The sequence below is a fragment of the Sulfitobacter sp. genome, from assembly GCF_036960155.1.
Taxonomy (GTDB): Bacteria; Pseudomonadota; Alphaproteobacteria; order Rhodobacterales; family Rhodobacteraceae; genus Sulfitobacter.
In genome coordinates this window covers 20498-39613 of the sequence record NZ_JBALWB010000012.1, presented here as the reverse complement: position 1 = coordinate 39613, position 19116 = coordinate 20498, and the positions used below count along the sequence as shown (strand labels likewise).

The 19116-nt window shown below is 52.4% G+C and carries 20 protein-coding genes; 16 read left to right on the top strand and 4 right to left on the bottom strand.

Annotated elements, in window-relative coordinates; all coding sequences use genetic code 11:
- Nucleotides 1-13: 13 nt before the first annotated feature.
- The 4 genes from V7775_RS19605 (at nucleotide 14) to preA (ending at nucleotide 3845) form a co-directional block, all read left to right on the top strand.
- Nucleotides 14-661 (top strand): arylesterase, encoded by a 648-nt coding sequence (locus tag V7775_RS19605; RefSeq protein ID WP_335753613.1) that lies wholly within the window; start codon nucleotides 14-16, stop codon nucleotides 659-661.
- 144 nt (nucleotides 662-805) lie between these two features.
- Nucleotides 806-2128, top strand: coding sequence for an NAD(P)-dependent oxidoreductase (locus tag V7775_RS19600; RefSeq protein WP_335753612.1), 1323 nt, complete (start codon nucleotides 806-808; stop codon nucleotides 2126-2128).
- Nucleotides 2129-2182: 54 nt separating this feature from the next.
- Nucleotides 2183-2530 carry a DUF1428 domain-containing protein gene (locus V7775_RS19595; protein WP_335753611.1) on the top strand — a complete coding sequence of 116 codons (348 nt, stop codon included), beginning with the start codon at nucleotides 2183-2185 and terminating at the stop codon, nucleotides 2528-2530.
- A gap of 10 nt (nucleotides 2531-2540) precedes the next feature.
- On the top strand, nucleotides 2541-3845 hold the full coding sequence (preA, locus tag V7775_RS19590) for an NAD-dependent dihydropyrimidine dehydrogenase subunit PreA (protein WP_335753610.1): 1305 nt from the start codon (nucleotides 2541-2543) through the stop codon (nucleotides 3843-3845).
- An 86-nt stretch (nucleotides 3846-3931) separates the two neighbouring features.
- On the opposite strand, the gene V7775_RS19585 is transcribed toward preA, so the two are convergent.
- A complete protein-coding gene (locus V7775_RS19585) occupies nucleotides 3932-4588 on the bottom strand; it encodes a TetR family transcriptional regulator C-terminal domain-containing protein (RefSeq protein ID WP_335753609.1) in 657 nt (218 codons plus the stop codon).
- 131 nt (nucleotides 4589-4719) lie between these two features.
- On the opposite strand from V7775_RS19585, the gene V7775_RS19580 reads away from it, so the two are divergent.
- From V7775_RS19580 to V7775_RS19540, 9 genes are all read left to right on the top strand, one after another.
- Complete coding sequence (locus tag V7775_RS19580; protein ID WP_335753608.1) at nucleotides 4720-5970, top strand: Zn-dependent hydrolase; 1251 nt, start codon at nucleotides 4720-4722, stop codon at nucleotides 5968-5970.
- Entirely contained in the window at nucleotides 5967-6296 is a 330-nt protein-coding gene (locus V7775_RS19575; RefSeq protein ID WP_335753607.1) for a hypothetical protein, read from the top strand. Before V7775_RS19580 ends, V7775_RS19575 begins: the two co-directional genes overlap by 4 nt.
- Nucleotides 6297-7757, top strand: a complete 1461-nt coding sequence (hydA, locus tag V7775_RS19570; protein WP_335753606.1) for a dihydropyrimidinase — start codon at nucleotides 6297-6299, stop codon at nucleotides 7755-7757. It begins immediately after the preceding gene.
- Complete coding sequence (locus tag V7775_RS19565) at nucleotides 7757-8119, top strand: hypothetical protein (RefSeq protein ID WP_335753605.1); 363 nt, start codon at nucleotides 7757-7759, stop codon at nucleotides 8117-8119. The genes hydA and V7775_RS19565 overlap by 1 nt, the downstream gene beginning before the upstream one ends.
- The gene (locus V7775_RS19560) at nucleotides 8112-8891 is read left to right on the top strand and encodes an ABC transporter ATP-binding protein (protein ID WP_335753604.1); all 780 of its coding nucleotides are present in this window, start codon (nucleotides 8112-8114) and stop codon (nucleotides 8889-8891) included. Before V7775_RS19565 ends, V7775_RS19560 begins: the two co-directional genes overlap by 8 nt.
- 66 nt (nucleotides 8892-8957) lie before the next feature.
- Nucleotides 8958-9878: an ABC transporter permease gene (locus V7775_RS19555; protein WP_335753603.1), complete on the top strand. Its 921-nt coding sequence runs from the start codon at nucleotides 8958-8960 to the stop codon at nucleotides 9876-9878.
- Complete coding sequence (locus V7775_RS19550; protein ID WP_335753602.1) at nucleotides 9875-10717, top strand: ABC transporter permease; 843 nt, start codon at nucleotides 9875-9877, stop codon at nucleotides 10715-10717. Before V7775_RS19555 ends, V7775_RS19550 begins: the two co-directional genes overlap by 4 nt.
- Before the next feature lie 55 nt (nucleotides 10718-10772).
- Nucleotides 10773-11768 carry an ABC transporter substrate-binding protein gene (locus V7775_RS19545; RefSeq protein WP_335753601.1) on the top strand — a complete coding sequence of 332 codons (996 nt, stop codon included), beginning with the start codon at nucleotides 10773-10775 and terminating at the stop codon, nucleotides 11766-11768.
- A 274-nt stretch (nucleotides 11769-12042) separates the two neighbouring features.
- Nucleotides 12043-12351: an EthD family reductase gene (locus tag V7775_RS19540; protein WP_335753600.1), complete on the top strand. Its 309-nt coding sequence runs from the start codon at nucleotides 12043-12045 to the stop codon at nucleotides 12349-12351.
- Between the two features lie 122 nt (nucleotides 12352-12473).
- Here the strand turns inward: V7775_RS19540 and V7775_RS19535 are convergent, their stop codons facing one another.
- The 3 genes from V7775_RS19535 to ettA form a co-directional block, all read right to left on the bottom strand.
- Nucleotides 12474-13025: a L,D-transpeptidase gene (locus V7775_RS19535; RefSeq protein WP_335753599.1), complete on the bottom strand. Its 552-nt coding sequence runs from the start codon at nucleotides 13023-13025 to the stop codon at nucleotides 12474-12476.
- Nucleotides 13026-13181: 156 nt separating this feature from the next.
- On the bottom strand, nucleotides 13182-13388 hold the full coding sequence (locus V7775_RS19530) for a cold-shock protein (protein WP_108836582.1): 207 nt from the start codon (nucleotides 13386-13388) through the stop codon (nucleotides 13182-13184).
- 440 nt (nucleotides 13389-13828) lie between these two features.
- Complete coding sequence (gene ettA / locus V7775_RS19525) at nucleotides 13829-15484, bottom strand: energy-dependent translational throttle protein EttA (RefSeq protein ID WP_335753598.1); 1656 nt, start codon at nucleotides 15482-15484, stop codon at nucleotides 13829-13831.
- Nucleotides 15485-15567: 83 nt separating this feature from the next.
- Between ettA and V7775_RS19520 the strand changes: the two genes are divergently transcribed.
- From V7775_RS19520 to V7775_RS19510, 3 genes are all read left to right on the top strand, one after another.
- Nucleotides 15568-16857, top strand: coding sequence for an alpha/beta hydrolase (locus V7775_RS19520; protein ID WP_335753597.1), 1290 nt, complete (start codon nucleotides 15568-15570; stop codon nucleotides 16855-16857).
- A gap of 208 nt (nucleotides 16858-17065) precedes the next feature.
- The gene (locus V7775_RS19515; protein ID WP_335753596.1) at nucleotides 17066-17506 is read left to right on the top strand and encodes a universal stress protein; all 441 of its coding nucleotides are present in this window, start codon (nucleotides 17066-17068) and stop codon (nucleotides 17504-17506) included.
- Nucleotides 17507-17519: 13 nt separating this feature from the next.
- Nucleotides 17520-19070 (top strand): alanine/glycine:cation symporter family protein, encoded by a 1551-nt coding sequence (locus tag V7775_RS19510; RefSeq protein WP_335753595.1) that lies wholly within the window; start codon nucleotides 17520-17522, stop codon nucleotides 19068-19070.
- Nucleotides 19071-19116: the final 46 nt, after the last annotated feature.

Genomic DNA, 19116 nt, shown 5'->3' with positions numbered 1-19116 from the left:
AAGGATTGACGGGATGCGCAAGGTTTGGGCGATTATTCTTATGATGTGCGGTAGTTTGGCACAGGCAGATGAAGTGGTAATTGCGGCGCTGGGTGACAGCCTCACACAGGGGTACGGGCTGATGCAGGAAGACGGGTTTGTGCCGCAGCTTGAGGCGTGGTTACATGATCACGGGGCTGATGTACGGCTGATTAACGCAGGCGTTTCGGGGGACACCAGTGCAGGCGGTTTCGCACGTGTTGGATGGACGTTGGAGCCTGAAATAGACGGCATGATTGTTGCACTGGGTGGTAATGATTTGCTGCGTGGATTGGAGCCGGACCAAGTTTTAAGCAACATCGACGGAATTTTGCAGGCCGCGCAAGCCGCGAATGTTGAAGTATTGTTAATCGGAATGCAGGCCCCTGGAAACTTTGGACCAGAGTATAAAGCGACGTTTGATCAACTGTATCCGGACTTGGCGAAGGCCTATGGAACGGTCTATCTGAACAGCTTTTTTGCGGGCCTTGGTGAAGGTGTTGCACCAAGCGACCTCTCAGCATTACGTCAATGGTTTCAATCGGATGGTATTCACCCAAACCCGGAAGGTGTCGCGCGGATTGTCACTGCTGTGGGGCCAAAGGTGTTGACACTTGTTGAGCAAATCGAGGCCGCCAACTGAGGGCTTGCTAAAAAATTAAGCAGGTCGACCTGAATTCTTGATGTTGGGCGGCTTGCGCATTGTTTCATAAATTTTACCAGTTGATAAAAAAATAGACCTGTGCCAGCGTTAGCCCAAGTATTGCTCTAGGCAGAGGATCAACCCATGGCAGACAAAATATTTGAGCCCGGTGTGCAAGCAGGTCGTTTAGACCCGCAAACCTACGAGGCGCATTTTTCGGACTTACACGCACCCCTTGACGGACATGAGGCCTTGGTGGCCGCTGATCGTTGTTATTTTTGCCATGATGCACCGTGCATTACGGCCTGCCCTACGGATATCGACATCCCGTTGTTTATTCGCCAGATCGCCACGGGCACTCCGGATGCTGCGGCAAAGACGATCCTGAGCCAGAACATCATGGGTGGCATGTGCGCCCGCGTTTGTCCGACAGAGCAGTTGTGCGAAGAGGCTTGTGTGCGTGAAGAAGCCGAAGGCAAACCTGTCTTGATTGGTCAGTTGCAACGCTTTGCGACCGACCAGTTGCAAGAACGCGGCATTCACCCATTTACCCGCGCTGCCAGTACGGGCAAACGTGTGGCGGTTGTTGGGGCAGGGCCTGCGGGCCTCAGTGCGGCACACCGCCTTGCGATGCTGGGTCACGACATTGTTGTGCTAGATGCGCGCAGCAAGGCAGGTGGCCTGAATGAATACGGGATCGCGACCTACAAAACGCCTGATGATTTTGCTCAGGGTGAAGTTGATTGGCTGCTCAAAATTGGCGGCATCAAGATCGAAACAGGTCGTGCGCTGGGCGCAGATCTGACTTTGGATGCGCTACAGTCTGAATATGATGCTGTGTTCCTTGGCATGGGCCTTGGTGGTGTGAACGCGCTTGGTGTCGATGGCGAAGACAAAGACGGTATTTTGGACGCCGTGGATTTCATTGCAGAACTACGCCAAGCATCGGATGTGGCGCAGGTGCCAATTGGCCGTGATGTTGTTGTGATTGGCGGAGGGATGACGGCGATTGATGCTGCTGTTCAGTCTAAGCTGCTGGGCGCATTGAATGTCACCTTGGTGTATCGCCGTGGTCGTGACCGGATGAATGCAAGTGTTTTCGAACAAGATTTAGCCGCCTCAAAAGGGGTGCGTATCGTAACGCACGCCACACCCAAAGCGGTGATCGGCAACGGTGCCGTGCGCGAGATTGAGTTTGATTACGTGGGCGCCGACATGACGCCAACAGGCCAAACGCTGCGCCTTGTTGCAGATCAGGTGTTCAAAGCAATTGGTCAGACGCTTGAGGGTGAAGGACTGCCCGAACTGGAAGGTCGCAAGATCAAAGTTGATGCAAATGGCCGGACTTCGGTGAAGGGTATCTGGGCCGGTGGCGATTGTGCATCCGGCGGGGACGACTTGACCGTGACTGCCGTTGCTGAAGGTCGCGATGCTGCGATGGACATGCATGCTGCATTGGTGGGTTGATGTCCAATTTGACCCCGAAATGTGCTATGGCGTTTGGCAGGGAGGACTAGAATTATGTATGTAATGACTTTTGTTGCTGCCGTTCCAACGGCACAAAAAGACGCCTATCTGGCGCATTGTTCCAAAGCGGCAGAGATATTCAAATCCCACGGCGCGCTGCGTGTGGTCGAATTGTGGGGCGCTGATGTCCCCGCTGGAACCACAACATCCTATCCAATGGCAGTCGCTGCGAAAGAGGATGAGACAGTGGTGACTGGCTGGCAGGAATGGCCTGACAAGGCGACCTGCGATGCAAATGTGGAAAATGCGATGCGCGACCCGCGCCTTGCAGAAATGGGTGCGTTGCCCTTTGACGGCGCGCGATTGATTTACGGCGGATTTGAAACGCTGGTAGACGTTTAGGAGACAACAAATGGCTGATCTAACAACTGATTTTCTCGGCATCAAATCTCCGAATCCGTTCTGGCTGGCGTCTGCGCCACCAACGGACAAAGAGTACAATGTCCGCCGCGCGTTTGAGGCGGGTTGGGGTGGTGTTGTGTGGAAAACCCTTGGCATGGAAGGTCCTCCTGTCGTGAACGTCAACGGGCCGCGCTATGGTGTGATCCACGGCGCTGATCGTCGCGTGCTGGGGCTCAATAACATTGAACTGATCACTGATCGTGATCTGCAAACTAACCTAGATGAAATCACACGGGTGAAAGCAGATTACCCTGATCGCGCGATCATCGTATCCCTCATGGTGCCCTGTGAAGAACAGGCGTGGAAAGATATCCTGCCCTTGGTTGAGGCCACAGGCGCTGACGGGATTGAGCTTAACTTTGGCTGCCCGCATGGCATGTCAGAGCGTGGCATGGGCGCTGCTGTTGGGCAGGTGCCGGAATACATCGAAATGGTCACGCGCTGGTGCAAGCAGTATTACTCTAAGCCAGTGATCGTGAAATTGACGCCGAACATCACGGATGTGCGCAAACCTGCCGAGGCCGCCAAACGTGGTGGGGCTGACGCGGTGAGCCTGATCAATACAATCAATTCGATCGTTTCCGTTGATCTGGACACCATGAGCCCACACCCAAGCATTGATGGCAAAGGGACGCACGGCGGCTATTGTGGCCCAGCGGTGAAACCTATCGCGCTCAGCATGGTGAGTGAGATCGCGCGTGCACCTGCTACAGCGGGCCTACCGATTAGTGGCATTGGCGGGGTCACAACGTGGCGAGATGCAGCGGAATATATCACGATGGGCTGTGGCAATGTGCAGGTTTGCACAGCGGCTATGACGTACGGTTTTAAGATTGTTGAGGAGATGATCAGCGGCTTGTCCGAATGGATGGATGAAAAGGGTCACACTTCTATTCAGGATTTCATGGGTGCTGCCGTACCAAATACGACGGACTGGCAGTACCTGAACCTGAACTACATCGCCAAAGCATCCATCAATCAGGATGATTGTATCAGTTGTGGGCGCTGTTTTGCTGCGTGTGAGGATACCTCACATCAAGCGATTGCCATGTCTGAGGACCGGACATTCAGCGTCATCGATGAAGAATGTGTGGCCTGTAACCTTTGCGTAGAAGTTTGTCCCGTTGAAAACTGTATCACTATGGTTGAGATGGATGCGGGCACAACAGACCCGCGTACTGGCAAGGTGGTTGAGGATGTGTATGCGAACTGGACAATGCATCCAAACAATCCGTCTGCTACAGCCGCTGAGTGAAGTAATAGGGCCGCTGGCGTCTAAGGAATTCTAAAAAAGGCCGCTATTGATAGCGGCCTTTTTCGTGGGCAAATGTAGTCGTTTCGCTAGACGGGGGCAGGTTGTAGTAATCGGCGAAACATTTGTTCTAGGTGTGCGTGCGCACCTTGGGCGGGGTCTTTTGCGTCTAGCAAAGCGGCCACCTGCGCTCCGAAATCAGCATAGTGCTGGGTCGAGGACCAGATCGAAAAAATCAGATGTGGGGGGTCTACTGGCGCTAACCGTCCTGCATCTATCCAATCCTGAATGATTTGGCATTTACGGTCGAACAGGGGCTTAAGTTCGTTGTTCAAATGGTCGGCCATACGCGGAGCACCTTGCAACATCTCGCCAGCAAATAGTTTGCTTTCTGCGGGCATTTCCAAAGCCATATCAAGCTTGTGCCGCACATAACTGAGCAGTTCTTCAACGGGATCGCCTTCTGGATCAAGCTCGATCAAGGGATCAAGCCACGTCTCCAAAAGCTGACTGAGCAAAGTGACGTAGATTTCTTTTTTGCCGTCAAAATAGTACAGCAAGTTGGGTTTGCTGAGACCCGCACCATTCGCGATAGCGTCCAATGTACTCCCGCCATAGCCGTCGCGGGAAAATACATCCAATGCCGCATCGAGAATCAGTCGTCGGTTTCGCATTTGTATGCGGCTGGGTTTTTTATCAGTGGCGTCTGTCACAAGTGTCTCCGCAGATGCTGGGAAAATGGGCATTTAGTCAAAAGGATTGTGATTCTTTCTAAAGCAGTTCTTGACAGACATGAAGGGAGGGGCAATCGTGAGTTTACCAATTGGTAAAATTTTGATCACTCCGGTGATCTCCATAAACAAGCAGGAGCCAGCCCATGCCAGCGCCCGGACAGAACCTCAAAATCAACCCCGATCGTTTGTGGGACAGCTTGATGGAGATGGCACAGATCGGGCCGGGAGTGGCAGGTGGCAACAACCGCCAAACGCTGACTGATGAGGATGCCGAAGGCCGTGCGCTGTTCCAGAAATGGTGCGAGGCTGCGGGTTGTACGATGGGCCTCGACCAGATGGGCAACATGTTTGCGCGTCGTGAAGGAACGGACCCAGAGGCGTTGCCAGTCTACGTAGGGTCGCATTTGGATACGCAACCAACTGGGGGTAAATACGATGGCGTATTGGGTGTCCTCGGTGGTTTGGAAATCCTGCGCACGATGAATGATCTGGGCATCCAGACCAAACACCCTGTTGTTGTAACGAACTTCACCAACGAAGAAGGTACGCGGTACGCACCAGCGATGCTGTCTTCGGGTGTGTTTGCTGGCATCCACACGCAGGACTGGGCCTATGCCCGCGAAGATTCTGAGGGCAAATCATTCGGCGATGAGCTCAAGCGGATTGGCTGGCGCGGCGAAGAAGAAGTTGGCGCGCGCAAGATGCATGCGTTCTTTGAACTGCACATCGAACAGGGGCCGATTCTGGAAGTCGAGGGCAAGGACATCGGTGTTGTAACCCACGGCCAAGGCCTGTCATGGACACAAGTGACAGTGACGGGCAAAGACAGCCATACCGGATCAACGCCAATGCCGATGCGCAAAAACGCAGGTTTGGGTATGGCTCGGATATTGGATAAAGTGGATGAGATCGCATGGTCGCACGCGCCTCACGCGGTGGGTGCCGCAGGGCATATCGATGTTTACCCGAACTCGCGCAATGTGATCCCTGGCAAGGTGGTGTTCACCGTCGATTTCCGCTCCCCCGATCTAAGCGTTATTGAAAACATGGAAGCAAAGCTGCGTGTTGAAGGCCAGAAAGTGGCTGATGAGATGGGGCTGAGCATTGAGTTTGAAAAGGTTGGCGGGTTTGATCCCGTGACGTTTGATGAAACCTGTGTAACTGCAGTACGCAACGCGGCCGAGCGGTTGGGTTATTCCCACATGGATTTGATTTCAGGTGCAGGGCATGACGCCTGCTGGATCAATCGTCTGGCGCCTACGGCAATGGTGATGTGCCCTTGCGTAGACGGGCTATCGCATAATGAGGCCGAAGAGATCACCAAAGATTGGGCAATGGCAGGCGCGGATGTGTTGCTGCATGCGGTAGTGGAGACCGCGGAGATTGTTGGGTGAGGGCCCTCATCTTTCCGTTCTTCATTCTTACGGTGCAGGCCGCCCCAGCATTTGCTGCGGATGTTGGCATGATTTGCAAGAACCCGGGCCGTGAATACTATTTGGAATACAGCGAGGGGACGAAGTATATTGTTGTGATGCCCGATAGCGAAGCGACAAAGTTTCCGGTCTTAATCGACGAAAAGACCGACGCGCGCCATGTCGTCACAGCAAATACAGTCGCTGGTGGGCCAATTGTTCGACTACACATCAGACCTTATCAAAAGTTAGAGTTTTGGTTGGATGGCGAGTTGGACCAAACCGACGGTTGTTACAGGAGTAAGTAAATGACCAAAGTAATTAAAGGCGGCACTGTCGTCACGGCGGACCGTACGTGGAAAGCGGACGTTCTAATTGAGGGCGAAAAGATCATTCGTATTGGCGAGGATCTGGTCGGTGACGAATACATCGATGCTGAGGGCGCTTATGTGATCCCCGGCGGGATTGATCCGCACACGCACCTTGAGATGCCGTTTATGGGAACCACCGCCGCTGAGACGTTTGAGAGTGGCACATGGGCTGCCGCCTGTGGCGGGACCACCATGATTGTGGATTTCTGTCTGCCGGGTGAGGATGGCTCGATCAAGAACGCGATCAATGAGTGGCACCGCAAAAGCGCGCCGCAGATTTGTTCGGACGTAGGTTACCACATGGCGATCACGGGCTGGAACGAGAACGTCTTTAATGAGATGAAAGACGCTGTGGACATGGGCGTGAATTCGTTCAAGCACTTCATGGCGTATAAAGGCGCGTTGATGATTGAGGATGACGAAATGTTCGCCTCTTTCAAGCGTTGTGCGGAACTGGGTGCGCTGCCGATGGTACATGCGGAGAACGGCAATCTGGTGGCCGAACTTCAGCAAAAATACTTTGACGAAGGGATCACCGGGCCAGAGGGCCACGCGTTTTCGCGTCCACCCGAACTGGAAGGCGAAGCGGCCAACCGCGCGATCACAATTGCGGATACCGCAGGTGTGCCATTGTACATCGTGCATGTATCTTGTGAGCAGACCCACGAAGCCATTCGCCGCGCGCGCCAAAAAGGCATGCGTGTGTATGGCGAGCCTCTGATCCAATTCCTGACACTGGATGAGTCTGAGTATTTCAACAAGGATTGGGACCATGCCGCACGGCGCGTCATGTCACCGCCTTTCCGCTCAAAGGATCATCAGGACAGCCTATGGGCGGGCCTGCAATCGGGCAGCTTGCAGGTTGTTGCCACGGACCACGCGGCGTTCAGCACCGAGCAAAAACGTGCTGGCAAGGATGATTTCCGGATCATCCCAAACGGCTCTAACGGGCTTGAAGAACGTCTGGCCGTACTTTGGACAGAAGGTGTTGAGACAGGCCGTCTGACGATGAACGAATTCGTTGCAACCACCTCAACCAATGTCGCAAAGATTTTGAACATCTACCCGCGCAAAGGCGCGATTGTAGAAGGGGCGGATGCGGATATCGTTGTGTGGGATCCCAAGATCACCAAGACGATTTCACCTGCAAACCACCATTCGGTTTTGGATTACAACGTGTTTGAGGGCTTTGAGGTGCGTGCGCAGAGCCGCTTTACGCTAAGTCGCGGCGAAGTGATTTGGGCGTGGGGGCAGAACAGCCAACCAAACCCGGGACGGGGTAAGTTTATCCCACGTCCAGCGTTTCCGTCCGCCAATGTCGCATTGAGCAAGTGGAAAGAACTGAATGCGCCGAAAATGATCAAACGTGATCCGTTGAATATTCCGGCGGGGATTTGATGGGGTCACCGTTTGGAATTCTTGTTATCTTGCTGATTTTGGTAGGGGTGTTTGTTGGTATCGTGTGGACGTTGATGTGGGGTTTATCCAAAGTCCATACTGGTCTGAGCTTTATTGTCGGATTAGCTGGGCTTGGGTATCTTGGTTGGACAGCTATTCAGACGTTAAAGAGCTGCGCGGCTGACCCTGTTCTAATTCCTCCTGAAGTAGGTGGGGGTGGTGAAGGCCGCGCGATCTTTGCTTGTGACGGCCCGAGTGGAATGTTGAGCTATGGCTACGCTTTGATCGTTTCTCCCTTAGCAAGTGTAACAATTATCGCTACCCTAGAGTGGCTACGACGCAGAGAGACGAAAAATGCTTGAAACAGTGATCTCAGCTAAAAACCTCGACCTGACGTTCGAGACGAATGATGGCCCCGTGCATGCCTTGAAGGGCGTTGATCTAGACATCAAGCAGGGCGAGTTTGTTAGCTTTATTGGGCCGTCCGGCTGTGGGAAGACGACATTTCTGCGGGTGATGGCGGATTTGGAGCAGCCTACGGGTGGGAAAATTACCGTGAACGGTGTCTCGCCTCAGCAGGCGCGTGAAGCGCGGGCTTACGGGTATGTGTTTCAGGCGGCGGGACTGTACCCTTGGCGTACAATTGGCGGGAACATTCGGTTACCGCTTGAGATTATGGGGGTTCCAAAGGCTGAGCACGCCAAGCGCGTGGCGCGGGTGTTGGAGCTGGTGGAACTGTCAGGGTTTGAGAATAAGTTTCCATGGCAATTGTCAGGTGGGATGCAGCAACGGGCTAGCATTGCGCGGGCGTTGTCGTTTAACGCGGATCTGCTGTTGATGGATGAACCTTTTGGGGCGCTGGATGAAATTGTTCGGGATCACTTGAATGAGCAACTGCTGCATCTTTGGGCGCGGACAGAAAAGACAATTGCTTTTGTCACACATTCGATCCCTGAAGCGGTATATCTGAGCACCAAGATTGTTGTGATGAGTCCTCGTCCTGGACGGATTACGGATGTGATTGAAAGCACATTGCCCAAAGAGCGGCCTTTGGAAATTCGCGAGAGTCCCGAGTTTTTGGCGATTGCGCACCGTGTGCGTGAAGGGCTGCGGGCGGGGCATGCTGATGATTAGAGATACCGTGCGACGCGCGTCTGCGACGGCGCCCCACCCGCCATCCCGATTGGTGGAGGGTTTGTGGTGAAATCCGTCCTACCTGTACTCACCGTTGTTGCAGCTATCCTTGGGATTTGGCTGTTGGCAGTGATCCCTATGAATATGCATTTGGTAGCGGATCAAGCGCAGCGTGATGGGGCCGTTGTGCAACCCGATACGCCTGCGGCGCGGCAGGATGTTAGTGGCCTTGCATTGGCAATGGCTAACCCTGATCTGATTTCGCTAGCCTACAGTTTTAAACGACCCCGTTTGCCAAGCCCGCAGCAGGTAGCAGGTGAGATGTACAAGACAATTTTCCAGAAGAATATCACGTCAAAGCGGTCGCTGGTTTATCATGGCTGGGTGACGTTGGCGCCGACGCTGCTGGGTTTCGTCATGGGTACTGGAATGGGAATACTGCTAGCTGTCGGCATTGTTTACAGTCGTGTGATGGATCGCTCGGTTATGCCTTGGGCGATTGTAAGCCAGACGATACCGATTTTGGCGCTAGCTCCGATGGTGATTGTTGTCATGGGGTCCATGGGCATTCAGGGGCTATTTCCCAAGTCGTTGATTGCGGCCTATCTTTCATTCTTTCCTGTGGTTGTCGGGATGGTTAAAGGGTTGCGTAGCCCGTCGGGTATGCAGCTGGACTTGCTGCGTACCTATAATGCGTCGAGCAACCAAGGGTTTTGGTCATTGCGCCTTCCTGCGTCAGCGCCTTATCTGTTTGCGTCCCTTAAAATCGGGATTTCGGCATCGTTAGTTGGTACGATTGTGGCTGAGTTGCCAACCGGAGCACGCGCAGGTTTTGGGGCACGTATGTTGGTCGGGGATCAATATGGACAACCGTTGGTTTCGTGGGCTGCTTTGTTTGCTGCAGCCTTAACAGCGGCAGCTTTGGTCGCGCTGTTTAGCGCGATAGAACGGGTCACGCTGCGACGCATGGGGATGGATGCAACATGATGTATGTCCTAATAGCGTTATTGTTCTGGGCTGGCGGTTGGGTGCTGAACGTACGATTGGCGAATGGCCCTAGGTCAGATTTGCTAGTGATAAAAGTAGCGATTCCCGCCATATTCGGCCTGACGATTGTGGTCGTTTGGGAGCTGATGGTGATCGGGTTTGAAGTGAACCCGGTGATCCTGCCTGCGCCCTCTTCGGTGCTTTCACGGCTTGCGCAAGAAGGCCCAATCCTGTGGGCTGATTTTAGGCAGACGATTTTGAAGGGTGCGCTAAGCGGCTATATCATTGGCGCTGTGGGTGCATTGATTGTGGCTGTGATCGCGGACCGTTCAGATTTTTTAACCCGTGGAATCCTCCCTGTAGGGAGCTTTATGGCAGCGTTACCGATTGTGGGGACTGCGCCGATTTTTGTGAAATGGTTGGGGAGTGATTGGGAATCTAAGGCTGCTGTAGTTGCGGTTATGGTTTTCTTTCCAATTCTTGTGAATACAGTTGCAGGCCTGAAAGATACTAACGGCATGCAACGCGATCTGATGCGCACCTATGCGGCGGGGTATTGGCCCACGTTGTTCAAGTTACGATTGCCTAGTGCGATGCCCTTTATCTTTAACGGTCTCAAGATTGGGACTACCCTTGCGCTAATCGGTGCGATTGTTGCTGAATTTTTTGGCTCGCCGACAGTGGGAATGGGATTTCGCATATCAACCAGCTTTGGGCAACTTGCGCTGGATATGGTTTGGGCCGAGATTGTGGTGGCTGCATTGGCAGGCAGTGCGTTTTACGGCGCGATGACGTGGGTAGAAAAACGGGTGACCTTCTGGCACCCTTCACAACGATAACGACGACCCCGTAGAACGGGGCAGAGTGTTAACCAACCGACTTGGAGGTCGAAAGATGAAGAAATTTATGATGGCAGCGGCATGTGCCGCAGGTTTGACAGCAACACCCGTTTTTGCGGATGGGCATGCAAACTCTGTAGCGCTGCAGCTGCAGTGGGTTACTCAATCACAATTCGCGGGTTACTATGTGGCTCAGGATAAGGGCTTTTTCGAAGAAGAAGGTCTAGAGGTAACGATCTTGCCGGGTGGTCCTGATATTGCACCGCCTCAAGTTCTAGCTGGTGGCGGCGCTGATGCGATGCTCAACTGGATGCCTTCCGCGCTGGCGGCACGTGAAAAAGGCCTTCCGGTTGTGAATATCGCGCAGCCGTTTAAAACATCGGGTTTGATGCTGACCTGCTGGAAAGATACTGGCATCACATCAGTGCAAGACTTTAAAGGCAAAACGATTGGCGTTTGGTTCTTTGGGAACGAGTATCCGTTCCTGAGCTGGATGAGCAAAGAGGGCATCAGCACAGATGGTGGCGATGACGGCGTGACCGTTCTTAAGCAAGGCTTTAACGTTGATCCACTGTTGCAGCGTGAAGCTGATTGTATCTCAACGATGACCTACAATGAGTATGGTCAGGTGTTGGATGCAGGCGTGAACGCGGATGAGCTGATCACGTTCAAGTACGAAGATCAGGGCGTTGCGACGCTTGAAGATGGTATTTACGTACTGGAAGACAACCTGAAAGACGAAGTGTTCGTGGACAAGATGGTCCGCTTTGTGCGCGCGTCTATGAAGGGCTGGGAATATGCTGCTGCACACCCAGAAGAAGCAGGTGCGATCATCATCGAGAATGATGAAACAGGTGCCCAATCTGAAGAAGCACAGGTACGTATGATGAAAGAGATCGCCAAACTGACTGCTGGTTCAACAGGTGCATTGATTGAGGCGGATTTCCAACGCACAGTTGATACGCTGCTGGCAGGTGGTTCTGATCCGGTTATTTCCAAGCAGCCTGAAGGCGCATGGACATCTGTGATTACGGATGCCGCACTAAACTAAAGCAGCCGTTTATAGGTTGCGAGATCATAATTTACTGGGGCTAGCACAAATGTGCTGGCCCCTTTTTGTTGTAGGCTTTGTTTTGTGATTTCGATTTTGATCTTGGGTAAATGACAATTCTTGTGCGGGTATCCATTCCAACGAAATGCGGGGGGGCTAAATTTGACACATGACAGTTAAGTCATCATCTTCTGATTAGGCTATTCAAAGCTAATATTAATTCCTAAGCTGTTGAGGCTAGCCGATATGGTTGGCCTTTATAGGAAAATTTAAAATGACCATTTCGCTGCAAGTTTTGTATTCGACCGAAAACGACACGACGTTTGATCACGATTATTATGCCGCTACACATCTGCCCTTGGTCAAAGAGCACATGGGCTCGCACATCGACAATACAATGGTTGTTAAAGGGCTGGCGGGCGGGCCTGATGTTCCAGCTGGATTTCACACAATTGCAACAATGACTTTCGCAGACCAAGCGGCGATGGATGCAGCAATGGGTGCAGCGGCGCCAGTTTTGGGCGATATTCCAAATTTCTACAATGGTCAGCCGCAGATGCTAATTGGCGAAGTTCTAGGATAAGAACGCTGCGCTGGAGCTGTGATTGTTGCTCCAGCTTCAATCACATGTCTCTGGATAGCTTCGATTGCGCACAAAAAAGGGCTGGTGAAAGCACCAGCCCTTTTTGAATCTTGAGGTGGGGTTTATAAAACCGTAACGGTTGTCCCGATTGGCACGCGTTCGTACAAGTCTTTGACGTGCTCGTTCAGCATGCGGATACAGCCGTTAGATACAGAACGCCCGATGGATTTGGGCGCTGTTGTTCCATGGATGCGGAAGTATGTGTCTTTACCACCTTGGAAGAGATACAGTGCGCGCGCCCCCAGTGGGTTGCTGGGGCCACCTGGCTGGGCCTCAGTGTTGCCGATGAAGCGGCCATAGGCACTTGGGTCGCGTTCGATCATCTCGTTTGTGGGACGCCATGTGGGCCACTCTTTTTTGACGGAGATTGTCGCGGTGCCGGAAAATTCCAAACCAGCTTTGCCGACGCCAACGCCGTAGCGCATTGCTTCGCCAGGTGCAGTTACGAAATAGAGGTAATAACTACGTGGCAAAATGAGGAGTTCGCCTACTTGGTAGCTCTTTTTGATGCGTACCTTTTGAGGGGTCGGATCAAAGTTTGCAGTTTTTGCTGAAACAAGTTGTGGCAAAGTTGTAGCGGCAATAGAGCTTGCGATAAATGTACGACGGCGCATGTAACGGTCCTTTTGTAGAATTGGATCGCCCTAATGTCCCAAATTTTCGCCCATTATCAAGCTTGAAACGCAAAAACCGGCCATCCGTTGCAGAATGGCCGGTCAATTCTTCGTGTGTTAAGGGTTTTGGATTTTATCCGCCGCCCTCAAATCAGCTTATGCAAGCGCGATGTTTGCCGCAGACTCGCGGCCATCACGGCCTGCTTCAATGTCAAAAGTCACTTTCTGGTTGTCGGCAAGACCAGTAAGGCCAGCGCGCTCAACAGCTGAGATGTGTACAAACACGTCTTTGCTGCCGCCATCAGGTGCGATAAAGCCGAAGCCTTTTGTAGTGTTAAACCATTTTACGGTGCCAGTAGCCATTCCGTAGTCTCCTAGTAGATAGATGCCATCCGCGAGAGTGCGATGGCCCGGCTTGGTCGGTCTGTAATCGAGAGACTGAACGCAAAAGCGGAGACAGTGGTCTGGATAAAGATAACGTTCGCAATTGAATAGATGGCATGTAGACGCCAAAATTTCAAGTGTGCAGGCGGAAGCAGGCAAAGATCAGCCAGTTTGGTTTGTTCTAAAGGTGGGTGCAGGTAGGCGTATTATATTGTTGATATTGTTAACTAATTTTTGATCGTGATGCGTTTAAATTGATGGCGCAATTTATTGATCTGAGCGTGGCTTGGTTTGCTTGCTTCGTGCGGATTTTTTGTGATCGGCCTAATTTGGCACCGATTCTTTAGAGCACTTGTTCTTACAACGATTTACTTGGAATGAGCTTGGGGCGACTCGATAGGCCGCCCCAATAGGGTACTTTAACGTACGAATTTCTTGTGCTTGAGGCGCTTTGGTTCCAGCGCATCAGCGCCAAGGCGACGTTTCTTGTCTTCTTCGTAATCTTCGAAGTTACCTTCAAACCATTCGACATGGGCTTCCCCCTCGAAAGCGAGGATGTGAGTACAGATACGGTCAAGGAAGAAGCGATCGTGCGAAATGACCACGGCACAGCCTGCAAAATCAACCAAGGCATCTTCGAGTGCGCGCAGGGTTTCAACGTCCAGATCGTTTGTAGGTTCATCGAGGAGCAGTACGTTGCCGCCTGATTTCAGCAGTCGTGCCATGTGAACGCGGTTACGTTCACCACCAGATAGCAAACCAACTTTCTTTTGTTGATCTCCGCCTTTAAAGTTGAACGAAGAACAGTAGGCGCGTGAATTCACTTCAGCATCGCCAAGCTGGATCAGCTCTGCACCGCCTGTGATGGCCTGCCAAACATTGTCGTCGGGCTTTAGGTCATCGCGGGACTGGTCAACATAGCTGAGTTGAACAGTATCACCGATTTCCACTGTGCCGGAATCAGGCTCTTCCTGACCGGTCAGCATTTTAAACAGCGTGGACTTACCTGCACCGTTGGGGCCGATGACGCCAACAATTCCACCGGGCGGGAGTGAGAATTCGAGGTTTTCAACCAGCAGTTTGTCACCCATTGCTTTGGTCAGACCTTCAACATCAATGACCTTGCTGCCCAAGCGTTGACCGTTGGGAATAACGATCTGCGCATGCGCGAGTTTTTCGCGTTCTGACTGATCCGCCATTTCGTTGTAAGACTTGATCCGGGCTTTGGACTTGGACTGACGTGCTTTGGCTCCTTGGCGCATCCACTCCAGTTCGCGTTCGAGCGTTTTCTGGCGTGATTTGTCTTCGCGGGACTCTTTGGAGAGGCGTTTGGCTTTCTGCTCAAGCCAGTCGGAGTAGTTCCCTTCATTGGGGATGCCGCGACCACGGTCTAGTTCAAGAATCCAGCTGGTGATGTCATCAAGGAAGTACCGATCGTGCGTGACGATCAGGATTGTGCCTTTGTAGTTGATGAGGTGCTGTTGCAGCCATGCGATGGTTTCCGCATCCAAGTGGTTGGTCGGTTCATCGAGAAGCAGCATTTCGGGAGCTTGAAGCAGCAATTTGCACAAAGCCACACGGCGAGATTCACCACCTGATAGTTTTGAAATTTCGGCATCATCTGGAGGGCAACGCAGCGCCTCCATGGAAACGTCGATCTGGCTGTCTAGGTCCCAAAGATCTTCTGCGTCGATTTGATCCTGAAGCGCGGCCATCTCATCAGCCGTTTCATCGGAATAGTTCATCGCCAGTTCATTGTAGCGGTCGAGGATGGCCTTTTTCCCGGCAACACCTAACATCACGTTTTCACGCACTGTTAGCTCAGGATCAAGCTTTGGCTCCTGCGGGAGGTAGCCAACTTTGGCGCCTTCGGCGACCCAAGCCTCGCCAGTGAAGTCCTTATCTAGACCTGCCATAATCTTCATCAGGGTTGATTTGCCCGAGCCATTGACGCCGACAACACCAATTTTCACTCCTGGAAGGAAGTTTAGGTGTATGTTTTCAAAGCACTTCTTGCCGCCGGGATAGGTCTTTGAGACCCCTTGCATGTGGTAGACGTATTGATAAGCGGCCATTGCGCGACTCCTCGAGTTTGTCTGGATTTACCTTGCAATATCGGTCACTGGGGGCAAGATCAACGCCACAAGGGAGCTCAGCGATGGCCAGACGGATAATACTATGGGCTGGGCTCGTATTGGGACTGGGTGCATGCAGCCTTGGTGTGCGCCTAGCCGCGCCGCCAAACCTGTATTTGGATGGGGTAAATTACCCGGCTGATGCAGTGCCCGCACCATTACAAAGTGTTACTCCGCAAATCTTTTATGTAACGGACCGCCTGCCAGAGCGCACTAATGGTAAGGTGACGGGGTATGGGCGGGAACGTTCGCAAGCGATGGCATTTGGGTCAGCGCCAGTGAAATTCGGAGCCGAGGATTGGGATGATTTGGTTGCGCGAACCCACGTTGATCGCCGCGGAAGTATCAGCCGCCTTGATCTGGGCGAGGTGGATGAGCGCGTACGCTTTGACCCTGTTCCACTGGCCGACAGGCGAACGGAAGGTGGGTTGCGCGTTGAACCAAGCGCAGCACTTAGCTACGAAAAAGGGCGAAAGGCATTTCAAGAACAGGTCCGAGCTGAGGTGGCGCGGACAGGCAATGGCCGGATTCTTGTCTATACGCACGGCGTCGCAAACGATTTCGAAAGTGGGATGACAACGCTCGCAAACCTGTGGCATTTTACGGGTCGCAGAAGTATCCCTATCGCTTTCAGCTGGCCGGCTGGTAATCGCGGGCCTTTGGGGTATTTCCGAGACAGAGCATCAGGTGATTTTAGCGTCTATCACGCCAAAGAGTTTCTGACGATGTTAGCAGAAATTCCCGAAGTAGAAGATATCGATATTGTGGCTCATTCGCGTGGTACAGACGTGATGACCCAAGCCTTGAGAGAATTGATTTTGGTACAGCGTGGACGCGGTGTGGCACCAAAATTGGGTCTTAAGACAGGGACGCTAATTCTAGCGGCGGCTGATCTGGATACGGGGATCGTACGACAGCGGTTATTGACCGAACGGTTTTCCGAAGCTTTCGAGCAGGTCAACATTTACGTTAATCCCAATGACTCTGCACTGCGTCTGTCTTCATTTTTGACCAAAACAACGCGCATCGGGGCGTTGGGCGAAGATGATTTTACAGAAGACGAAGTGCAGAGATTGGCAAAACAGGGACTGATACACTTTATTCGTGTTGAAGACGCTGGAAGCGCTGACAGCCATTCGTATTTCAGAGCTAACCCAGCGGTTTTGTCGGACATCGTTCTCGCACTGCGCAGCAGGGCATTCCCGGGAGGGACGTTGCGCCCGCTTGATCGCGATGAAGACGGAATATGGGTATTACAGCCGAATTACCCGCTTGAACGGCTGCCAGTGTTGGAAAACGTCCTAGAGCGTTAAGGCAAGTTCGCGCCGAAGACGACGCAAATGGTTCATTTGCAGTGAAATATGATCTGTATTTGGGTTAATATTCTACGATGACGATAATTTAGGGCAATTTGCCGCATCGTGTTCTGTTAAGTTGCCCCAGTTCGATTTGTGACCTGTTTACGGAAACAGATCGATAACCAGACCGTAGATTAATATGGTCGATGACAGGGAGAAAAAAATGTCTCAAACAACCCTTATTGTAGGGCTGGACGGATCTGATGCCGGTGCACGCGCGTTAGATTTTGCCATGACCCGAGCTAAACTGATCGGCAATTGCCGTATTGTGCTGGTCTATGTGATCGAGTGGTCGCCATACAGCTTCCAAACAGCGGAAGAAAATGAAGTGCGTCATGGACGCCGCGAAGAAGAGCTGAAACTGGCGCATGAACGCGTTGTTGATCCAGCGGTTCAATCCACTCAAGCGGCAGGCTGCGAAGCTGAAGGCATCGTAAGGCACGGCGATGTTGCTGACATCCTTGAGAGCCTCGCGAAAAAGCTTGATGCATCTCAGATTGTTGTGGGCCGTGTTGGTGAACGTGGCCTCAAAGAGCGTCTGTTCGGTGGTGTTACTGGCCGGCTTGTTGCTGCGTCGAGTGTACCGATTACAATCATCCCATAAGGCGGAGGCAAATATGAAACGATTTATTACAAGCGGGATTGCAGCCACAGCGCTGAGCCTTCCAACGTTGGCCGCCGCTCAGGAAGCGGTGTCTTTCGACCAAAAGGTCAATGATATTTTTGCGGGTTCAACTGGCTGGTTCGTGAACCTGATCTTTATGAACCTACCTGGCACAAACTTTCCTTGGATCGTGTTGTGGTTGGTTGTAGCGGCATCGATCTTTACGGTCTATTTTGGCTTCATCCAGATTAAAGCGTTTGGTCACGCGATCAGCTTGGTCAAAGGTGACTATTCTGATCCAAATGACGCGGGTGAGGTGAGCCACTTTCAAGCTTTAACCACTGCGCTTTCTGGTACTGTTGGTCTGGGTAACATCGCAGGCGTTGCGGTTGCTGTTGGGATCGGTGGACCGGGTGCAACATTCTGGATGGTGGTTGCAGGTCTTTTGGGCATGGCATCCAAATTCACAGAATGTACGCTGGGTGTGAAATACCGGAATGAATATGCAGACGGTTCCGTTTCTGGTGGACCGATGTACTATATGACCAAGGGCTTTAAGGAGCGCGGTCTGCCGGGCGGTAAAGTGCTGGCGGTTATATTCGCGATCTTCACCATCGGTGGCGCATTGGGCGGCGGGAACATGTTCCAAGCCAACCAAGCACACGCACAGATCACGCAGATCACTGGCGATTTCTCCGGTCTGATCACTGGCGGTATCTTTGCCGTTGTCGTGTTTGCCGTTATCGTTGGCGGGATCAAATCCATCGCAAGCGTGACTGAAAAAGTTGTGCCAATCATGGGCGTTATGTACGTCATTGCGGCGCTGATCATTTTGATTGTTAATGCGGATCAAATTGGCTGGGCGTTTGGCCAGATCTTTGCTGGTGCGTTTACCGGTCTTGGTGTTGCGGGTGGTTTCGTTGGTGCGTTGATCCAAGGTTTCAAACGTGCTGCGTTCTCGAACGAAGCTGGTGTTGGTTCTGCTGCGATTGCGCACTCTGCTGTTCGGACAAAAGAGCCAGTGACCGAAGGTGTCGTTTCCTTGCTGGAACCGTTCATTGATACGGTTGTGATCTGCACGATGACAGCGCTGGTAATCACCATTTCTGGTGTGTTGGTCGTGGATCCTGCAACAGGCCTTTATGCGTTGAATGAAGCCGGTACAGCGATCAAAACTATTGATGGTTCTGGCGGCGTTGCTCTGACGTCTGCGGCGTTTGCAAGTGGCTTTAGCTGGTTCCCATACGTTCTGGCGGTTGCTGTGATCTTGTTTGCTTTCTCCACCATGATCTCTTGGTCTTACTACGGCCTAAAAGCATGGACCTACTTGTTTGGTGAAGGCAAGACGACTGAACTGGTGTTCAAATTGATCTTCTGCTTCTTCATCATCGTAGGTGCTGCTGCCCAGCTTGGCGCGGTAATCGACTTCTCTGATGCGATGATCTTTGCAATGGCAGTTGTTAACATCACGGCGCTCTACTTCCTGATGCCGATCGTGAAGCGTGAGATGAATAGCTACTTTGGTCGCTTGAAATCTGGCGAGATCGTCAAGCACAAGCACTAAGTCTGATTGACAATTGGCGGGCCATCCCGTCCTTTCGGCCCCTGAG

Bases quoted from the DNA above. Each gene is read 5' to 3' on its own strand.
- V7775_RS19530 (WP_108836582.1), bottom strand. From the start codon at position 13,388: ATGGCTACTGGCACCGTAAAATGGTTTAACACTACAAAAGGCTTCGGC.
- V7775_RS19580 (WP_335753608.1), top strand. From the start codon at position 4,720: ATGCCAGCGCCCGGACAGAACCTCAAAATCAACCCCGATCGTTTGTGG.
- V7775_RS19510 (WP_335753595.1), top strand. From the start codon at position 17,520: ATGAAACGATTTATTACAAGCGGGATTGCAGCCACAGCGCTGAGCCTT.
- V7775_RS19560 (WP_335753604.1), top strand. From the start codon at position 8,112: ATGCTTGAAACAGTGATCTCAGCTAAAAACCTCGACCTGACGTTCGAG.
- hydA (WP_335753606.1), top strand. From the start codon at position 6,297: ATGACCAAAGTAATTAAAGGCGGCACTGTCGTCACGGCGGACCGTACG.
- V7775_RS19605 (WP_335753613.1), top strand. From the start codon at position 14: ATGCGCAAGGTTTGGGCGATTATTCTTATGATGTGCGGTAGTTTGGCA.
- V7775_RS19535 (WP_335753599.1), bottom strand. From the start codon at position 13,025: ATGCGCCGTCGTACATTTATCGCAAGCTCTATTGCCGCTACAACTTTG.
- V7775_RS19515 (WP_335753596.1), top strand. From the start codon at position 17,066: ATGTCTCAAACAACCCTTATTGTAGGGCTGGACGGATCTGATGCCGGT.
- V7775_RS19540 (WP_335753600.1), top strand. From the start codon at position 12,043: ATGACCATTTCGCTGCAAGTTTTGTATTCGACCGAAAACGACACGACG.
- V7775_RS19520 (WP_335753597.1), top strand. From the start codon at position 15,568: ATGGCCAGACGGATAATACTATGGGCTGGGCTCGTATTGGGACTGGGT.
- V7775_RS19595 (WP_335753611.1), top strand. From the start codon at position 2,183: ATGTATGTAATGACTTTTGTTGCTGCCGTTCCAACGGCACAAAAAGAC.
- V7775_RS19550 (WP_335753602.1), top strand. From the start codon at position 9,875: ATGATGTATGTCCTAATAGCGTTATTGTTCTGGGCTGGCGGTTGGGTG.
- V7775_RS19545 (WP_335753601.1), top strand. From the start codon at position 10,773: ATGAAGAAATTTATGATGGCAGCGGCATGTGCCGCAGGTTTGACAGCA.
- V7775_RS19600 (WP_335753612.1), top strand. From the start codon at position 806: ATGGCAGACAAAATATTTGAGCCCGGTGTGCAAGCAGGTCGTTTAGAC.
- preA (WP_335753610.1), top strand. From the start codon at position 2,541: ATGGCTGATCTAACAACTGATTTTCTCGGCATCAAATCTCCGAATCCG.
- V7775_RS19585 (WP_335753609.1), bottom strand. From the start codon at position 4,588: ATGCCCATTTTCCCAGCATCTGCGGAGACACTTGTGACAGACGCCACT.
- ettA (WP_335753598.1), bottom strand. From the start codon at position 15,484: ATGGCCGCTTATCAATACGTCTACCACATGCAAGGGGTCTCAAAGACC.
- V7775_RS19565 (WP_335753605.1), top strand. From the start codon at position 7,757: ATGGGGTCACCGTTTGGAATTCTTGTTATCTTGCTGATTTTGGTAGGG.